We start from the raw sequence: 6,437 nt of genomic DNA, 5'->3' as shown, positions 1-6,437 counted from the left end.
AGGCTTATGCGTCTCGCGGGTGTCCGGGGCGTGAGGAAGTCGAAGCGGGTGTTCACGACCCGCTCCGACAAGACAACGGTGCTGCCCGCCGACCTCGTAAACAGGCGCTTCACCGCGCCGGCTCCGAGACGGCTCTGGGTCTGCGACGTGACCTACGTCGCGACCTGGTCCGGCTTCGCGTACGTCGCGTTCGTCACCGACGTCTACTCGAGACGCATCGTCGGGTGGAACGTCGCCGCCACGCTCAAGGCCGAGATCCTGCCGATGCAGGCGCTCGACATGGCCGCGTGGGACGCCGGCGGCAGGCTCGACGGGCTGATCCATCACGCCGACCACGGATCGAACTACACCGCAATGGTCTACACCGACCGGATCGTCGAACTCGGCGCCATCCCCTCGACAGGAACCGTCGGCGACTCGTTTGACAACGCGATGGCCGAGGCCGTGAACAACCTCTACAAGACCGAACTGATCCGCCAGCGAGGCCCCTGGCGAACCGTCGAGCAGGTGGAACTGGCAACACTCGAATACGTGTGGCGGTGGAACAACTCCCGCCTCCACGGCGAGCTCGACATGCGCACCCCGATCGAAGTCGAGGACGCGTATTACGCTGACCTCGAATCAGCCAATCCAGCACCTGCCGGACAAGGCTCCCAATAGGAACGAAAGCCAGGCCGATTCACTGCTGCCGCCACCCCTGGGAGAACTGCAGAAACTGGCTGGCCTAGCGACAGATTTGCCTCTCTCAACCAACCCTCTAAAACAGGTGAGCCGATCACTTCGGCGACGTCTCGAACCTGCGCAGGTCAAGCGAATCGTCACTGAGTACGAGTCGGGCGCAACGACCCCAAGTCTTTGTGAGACCTACGGTCTGTCGAAGACCGGCATCCTTCGCTTGCTTCGAGACGAGGGAGCATCACTGCGACGTCAAGCGCTCACTAGCGACCAGGTCGAGGTCGCACGAGCGATGTACGAGCGCGGCCATCCAATCGCCACCATCGCGTCTCGCCTCGACACCAGCTACAACAACGTGCGGCAGCGCCTCATCAGAGAGGGAGTTCAGCTGCGTCCGCGCGGCGGTAGCTATAAGTGAGCCCCCCCAGCACTGAGAGCATCGACCCCTGGCCACAAGAATGCCCACACACTTTTCGACCCGTTTCCCGTTTCGACATGGGGTTTCGAGCCCACTCCGTGAGCGCGTTCAGGGAAACTTCTCGCGGCGCCGTTGCCCGGCTCAAAACCGATCGGCTTCGCACCACATCGCTCGTTGCACTCCCACCCCGCGGTCGGACTGGCGCTAGCCCTGTCCCGACCGATGTGGCGTCGGTGCCGCCGCACATAGCAGACTCGTCACATGACCAGGACTCACCCGGTTGACGGAATCGAACGCATGCCCGTTTTCCTCGTCGCTGGGGCTTACCCACGGTCGATCAGTGAACACGATTTCCGGTCAGGTATCCCGCTAATCGATCTCATCGACCGGCTTGGGCCGGGACAACATGTGTATCTGGTCGACTACGCCAGCGTCTCGGGGCGCACGCGGCTCACCCGACTCGCATCGGGTCCGGGCGAGGGTTGACTCGGGAGTCAGAGGATCGAGGCGTCTTCTGCAGGGCGGTAATACGTACACCGTCACTCACTCCACCCTCGACGGGTTGGTGGCGCGAACCGATGGGTTTTGCACCACAGGTTGGTGTTGCGGAGCGGGGTCAGTGGCCATTTTCCAGGCGTCCCGTGGAAGTGGTTGGTTACTCCTATTTGTGCCCTCGGGGGCGACACCTTTTCCGTGGTGTTCCGCCTCAGACTTGAGTACCAGGATCGAACGGGATTGGCTGAAGAGATGATGAAGCCCGCAGGAAAGCGCTTCGCGATCGACGCGCCCACCGCACTCCGAATCATTCGCGACGATCCCGGAATCGGGTCTCGGCATCGCCTCGTGGGTCCCGCCGTGCTGCGCAGCCACGTGCTCTCCCTGCTCTACCGCGAGATGCGCGAAGGTGCGATTGAGGAGAAGGTTGCGCGCGCTCAACTCGACGGGCTCGCCACCCTGCAGATCCGTCTGCTCGGCGACCGTGTCTCCCGAGCCACCGCGTGGAAGATCGCAGGACAACTCGATTGGGAGGACACCGCGCTCGCGGAGTACCTCGCCGTCGCGACCTTGCAGGCCGACGCCTTCATCGCCGCCGACCCCACACTTCAAGCGGCCGCGGCAGAGTTCACGTCCGTAGCTGACTACGCGACCCTGCGAAGCTGACGTGAGCGAGGAGAAAAATCCGGCTGCGCTGGTCGAGCATCAAGCCGAGTGGCCTCAGCGCGCATCGCGTTTACTGTCTGACGTGGGCGACGCGTTGAAAGGAATGGATGGCAGCGAGTCCGCGAAACTCGATCACATCGGCTCCACCTCCGTGCCTGGCCTTGCAGCGAAGCCTCTAATCGATCTGCAGCTACGCATTTCTCCCCTGCCCGCCGAGGGGGACCTCCGCGCGAGGTTGCAACCGTTGGGCTACATGAGGGCTCGTGGATCCCGACCAGATTCCCCGGGCGTCGACCGCGACCTTCCACGAGGCTCGGTCGAGGTCGATCCCCGCGTATGGGAGAAGCAACTTTTCTGGAACGAGGACGCCCAAGCCATCCTGCATGTCCGACGAGCAGACTCCCCCTGGGGCTTTTACACGGTCTGGTTCCGCGACTGGTTACGGGCTAACCCTGACGCTCGCAGTCGCTACGAGGCAGTGAAACGAGATCTCAGTGCACAACAGGTCGGCAAAGCCGACTACGACGATTACACGCGGGCGAAGACGGCTTTTTTCGACGAGGTGCAGGGGGAGTTTGAGGCATGGGCAGCCATCAATCGATAGCAGCGAAGTCGATCGGTGATGCGTCGAAGCGCGAGTGCCTATCGGACGGATTTCTCCCAGTAGTTGAGGACGATGTCATGCTCAGGTAGGGCCCGCTGTACGCAACGGTGCAGCCGTTCGCCCTCGACTTTGTGAGCAGCGGCGGTCTCCTCATCCGGCCATCCATACTCCCAACTGAACTGGTCATTGAAGCATGCAGCCCATGCCCGAATGTCGGCTTCCAGATCAGCGGGAAGCGCGGGATTACCTGCAGCACACAGCCCGGCATCCTCCCCCTCCCCCCAGAACGGCCAGTCCGCTAAGTAATCGTTCATCAGCCGGTATCGCATGGCGCTCAATGGTAGAGCGATAGCCACGGCATCCCACGCTCGCACCCGAGCCTTTGTTCAATGTTTGAGGTAGCGCCGTTGGGTCAGTAGCGATCCGTGCCGAGGGGCAGGACCTCGATGTGTTCGCCGTCGTCGTCGTACCAGACATACTCAGCGGAGGTGATCACTTCGGCCGGCACCGATGCAAGGTCGCGCCGACTCTGACCGTGGAGCGCCAGCCACTCGAGTTCGGGCAGGGCACTGGCATATAGGAGTGACAGGTGAAACACCCACTCGTAAAGCGGGAGTTCGCCGATGCGTCTAAAGTCGCTGGTGTCGAGCATCTCGGTGAGGGCCGTGTAGGCGCTCACGAGGGATGGCGAACGTTCGGCTCGCGCGATCACGATCTGAAATGGTGTCGGGAATCCGTCGACGGCTGCCACCCGGAGATCGATGGGAGCTTGGAGTTGCGCCCACCCCGCTAGAGCATCTCCAAGCGGCTGCACTCGTTCGGGCTCGAAGAAGCCGCGCAAGGTCACATGGCCGGTGTTGGGACAAGGGAGAGATGTCTGTAGTAGACCTCGAAGCGATCGCTGTTCGTCGTCGTAGAACTTCGCAACGTCCGCGACGGGGCGGAGCACCAGGTACTGCTGGCCCCGCAACGAGCGCAGCAGCTCGGGGTCGGTCATGAAGGGGCGTCGCATCCGATGGGCTCCTTTCGCTCGCTGAGATATTCGACCCTAGCCGCCGACCAGGCACGGTGCGCTGATGTGACAGAAGCGGCACACCTCGGCGCGAAACCGATCGGTTTGGCACCAAAACGTCAGGAGCACGGCTTCGCTCTTTAGCCGACAGGGACGGCTCAGTTCTCTTCGTCAGTTGACGAGAGAAGGTCGTCAAAACGAACCGGAATATCGTGAGGTTCCGGCGGCGGGTCGATGTCGAAGCCGCGGCGGGCATCTCGCCGAGCGATCAACCAGCGCCCGTCGCTACGAACGTACTCGTCGATGTAGGTGCCCCCGGAGTGTAGCCACTGACCGTTGTGGAGCTGGACCGCCACGGCGACATCGCACTCGCCCTTTGCTCGGTCCCCGTCGACTTCGACGACGTGATTGGTGGTCTAGTGAACGTAACCGGCGAAGGCTTCCCATTGGCGTCGAACGACACTCGCGATGGCATCGTGACCTCTGAAGGTCGCCTCGTCACTGAGCACCCAAGATGCGTTCGATGCCCACACGCTCAGAAATCGATCAAGATCACGTTTATCAGCGCCATGACAGTACACGGCGACAAGCCGGCGTATGGCCAGTTCGGCTTCGAGGAGCTCGAGACGCTCCTCAACGTCGCTCAACATTTTCCCCTCGACGAGTTACGGACGCGGGCTGAGAGGCGCAGTGTGTGATGCACACTCACATGCTCCCGCAGTCAATCGGTCTCGCACCATGGCGTCATCTATTCGGCCCATTTTGTGTCATCCAGGTACGGGAGTCGACCGACGGCAATGCATGCAAATGCGCAGAGCAGCGCTGCGCCGCTGATTGCCACCGACGTGTTGGTGAGAGAAGCGACGACGCCCCCTAGCGGTGCGGCGATGGGTGCGGTGCCTACGCTTGCGACGGTGAACGCGCTCGTCACCCGCCCGAGAAGGTGGTTTGGGGTGAGTTCCTGTCGGACCGTGACCGCCAGGATGTTCCACAGCATGGTTGCGACGCCGAGGGTGAAGAGGGCGCCTCCTGCGAGAGCTGCGTTGGGAGCCATCGCGAGGGCTGCGATGGACACAGTCCCGAGGAGCGCAGAAGTCAGCAGACACCGATTGGTTCCGAGTGTGTGTCGGAGTCGTGCGGTGAGGAGTGATCCCGCGAGGCTCCCGCCGGCGTACACGCTGATGAGTACGCCGTACCCGACGGGCGGCAGACGTAGGAACTCCAGCACATGAATGACGAGAACGGCGAGGAGCACGCCGGTTGAGGCGGCGAGCAGAATCGTGCCGACTGCAATGGAGCGCAGAACTCGGTGCGCAGCCAGCCACCGCACCCCGTCAGTGGCCTCAGCCCAGATCGAGCTGCGCCCTGTTCGCGATGCTGACGGCACGAGGGTCGCGGGGAGTCGCCACACGCACACTGTCGACACGACCAGGGCGAACGTCTGCGTGAGGAAGGGCACGGCCGCGGAGAGGGAGTACAGCACGCTTCCCGCGGCGGGACCGAGGAAGCTGCCCGAAACGGTAGAACCCGCCTGCAGGCGGCCGTTCGCGTGCGCCAGTTTCTCACGCGCAACGAGCGTGGGGAGCAACGCGGGCGCCGCGCTCCGGATCAACGTCGACCCACACGCAAGAAGGAAAGCCGCGAGCAGAACGACGGCCACCGGCGCATGACCGAGCGCGACCAGCACCCCGAGCGAGAGGGCGATGCAAAGGCGTGCCAGGTCAGTGCGCCACATGACCGCTCGGCGGTCCCATCGATCGACCAGGGCCCCCGCCAAGAGACCGAACAGCAGCCAAGGTAGGCCTGTCGCGACCTGCAGAAGAGAGACGATGAACGGATCCCGCGTCTGACTGGCGACCAACAACGGGAAGGCCGTCATCGATAAACCGTCACCCAGCGCGGCCCCTACCGTGGCGCCCCACAGCCACCCGAAGCTACGACCGTCCTCCGCCCGATAGACCACGTACCTCGCCTCGCTACATTTTGTACAAATTTCACATAATGTAGCATGGTGTCATGACGGACGAAGTTCCAGTTTCCGAGGCCCGCGGTCAGCTCTCGGAACTCGTCAACCGCGTCCGATTCGGGGGCGAGTCCATCGTCCTGACCCGGCACGGCAAGGGCGTAGCTGCTCTCGTCCCGATCGAGCACCTATCTCCCGAGCTGACCCAGGCAACGGACGGCGAATTCCAGAACACGGTGATCGATCTGAGCAACCACTCCATGCCGGTCAGGCAGATCGCTGCTCAGTCGGACCCGGAGTACCGGTGACCGCGACTCTCTGCTGCTTGGACTCAACGAAAAGCAGGTCAGCATGGTCTCGCGACCCGCGATAGGGCAAGGAAGAGAACGTGTCTGAGCCATCGCCGCGGAGGTGCCGCGCCTTGGCCTTGGTCAATTGTTCGAGTAAGACTCGAGTCCTATCCCTGAAGTAGGCCCAGTACACCGCAACTCGAATAAATCGGCACTTCTGCCGCCACCCCTGGTGGAACTGAAGAAACTGGCTGGCCTAGCGCCGAATACGCCCGTATTCAATGCACCCTCCAAGAGGTCGCCTCGACTCCTGC

Annotated in this window: 7 protein-coding genes; 5 read left to right on the top strand and 2 right to left on the bottom strand. The window is 62.7% G+C overall.

Annotated elements, in window-relative coordinates; all coding sequences use genetic code 11:
• The 3 genes from P2P98_RS09430 to P2P98_RS09420 form a co-directional block, all read left to right on the top strand.
• Positions 1-660, top strand: a 660-nt coding sequence (locus P2P98_RS09430; protein WP_275799410.1) for an IS3 family transposase, incomplete at its 5' end; no start/stop codon positions are given.
• Positions 661-1,840: 1,180 nt separating this feature from the next.
• On the top strand, positions 1,841-2,254 hold the full coding sequence (locus P2P98_RS09425) for a hypothetical protein (RefSeq protein ID WP_275799409.1): 414 nt from the start codon (positions 1,841-1,843) through the stop codon (positions 2,252-2,254).
• 1 nt (position 2,255) lies between these two features.
• Positions 2,256-2,858, top strand: a complete 603-nt coding sequence (locus P2P98_RS09420; protein ID WP_275799408.1) for a GrpB family protein — start codon at positions 2,256-2,258, stop codon at positions 2,856-2,858.
• A gap of 412 nt (positions 2,859-3,270) precedes the next feature.
• Here the strand turns inward: P2P98_RS09420 and P2P98_RS09415 are convergent, their stop codons facing one another.
• Positions 3,271-3,855 (bottom strand): 2'-5' RNA ligase family protein, encoded by a 585-nt coding sequence (locus P2P98_RS09415; protein WP_275799407.1) that lies wholly within the window; start codon positions 3,853-3,855, stop codon positions 3,271-3,273.
• Positions 3,856-4,208: 353 nt separating this feature from the next.
• On the opposite strand from P2P98_RS09415, the gene P2P98_RS09410 reads away from it, so the two are divergent.
• Positions 4,209-4,568: a hypothetical protein gene (locus P2P98_RS09410; RefSeq protein ID WP_275799406.1), complete on the top strand. Its 360-nt coding sequence runs from the start codon at positions 4,209-4,211 to the stop codon at positions 4,566-4,568.
• 50 nt (positions 4,569-4,618) lie between these two features.
• On the opposite strand, the gene P2P98_RS09405 is transcribed toward P2P98_RS09410, so the two are convergent.
• Positions 4,619-5,833 carry an MFS transporter gene (locus tag P2P98_RS09405; protein ID WP_275799404.1) on the bottom strand — a complete coding sequence of 405 codons (1,215 nt, stop codon included), beginning with the start codon at positions 5,831-5,833 and terminating at the stop codon, positions 4,619-4,621.
• A 53-nt stretch (positions 5,834-5,886) separates the two neighbouring features.
• Between P2P98_RS09405 and P2P98_RS09400 the strand changes: the two genes are divergently transcribed.
• A complete protein-coding gene (locus P2P98_RS09400; protein WP_275799403.1) occupies positions 5,887-6,141 on the top strand; it encodes a type II toxin-antitoxin system Phd/YefM family antitoxin in 255 nt (84 codons plus the stop codon).
• Positions 6,142-6,437: the final 296 nt, after the last annotated feature.

This window comes from Microbacterium sp. Kw_RZR3 (assembly GCF_029222405.1).
GTDB lineage: Bacteria > Actinomycetota > Actinomycetes > Actinomycetales > Microbacteriaceae > Microbacterium.
Note: the sequence above shows the minus strand (reverse complement) of the source record. Positions and strands in the feature narration are given on the sequence as shown.

What these genes read in the sequence shown, in the direction of transcription:
- P2P98_RS09425 (WP_275799409.1), top strand. Translation starts at nt 1,841, where the DNA reads ATGATGAAGCCCGCAGGAAAGCGCTTCGCGATCGACGCGCCCACCGCA.
- P2P98_RS09415 (WP_275799407.1), bottom strand. Translation starts at nt 3,855, where the DNA reads ATGACCGACCCCGAGCTGCTGCGCTCGTTGCGGGGCCAGCAGTACCTG.
- P2P98_RS09400 (WP_275799403.1), top strand. Translation starts at nt 5,887, where the DNA reads ATGACGGACGAAGTTCCAGTTTCCGAGGCCCGCGGTCAGCTCTCGGAA.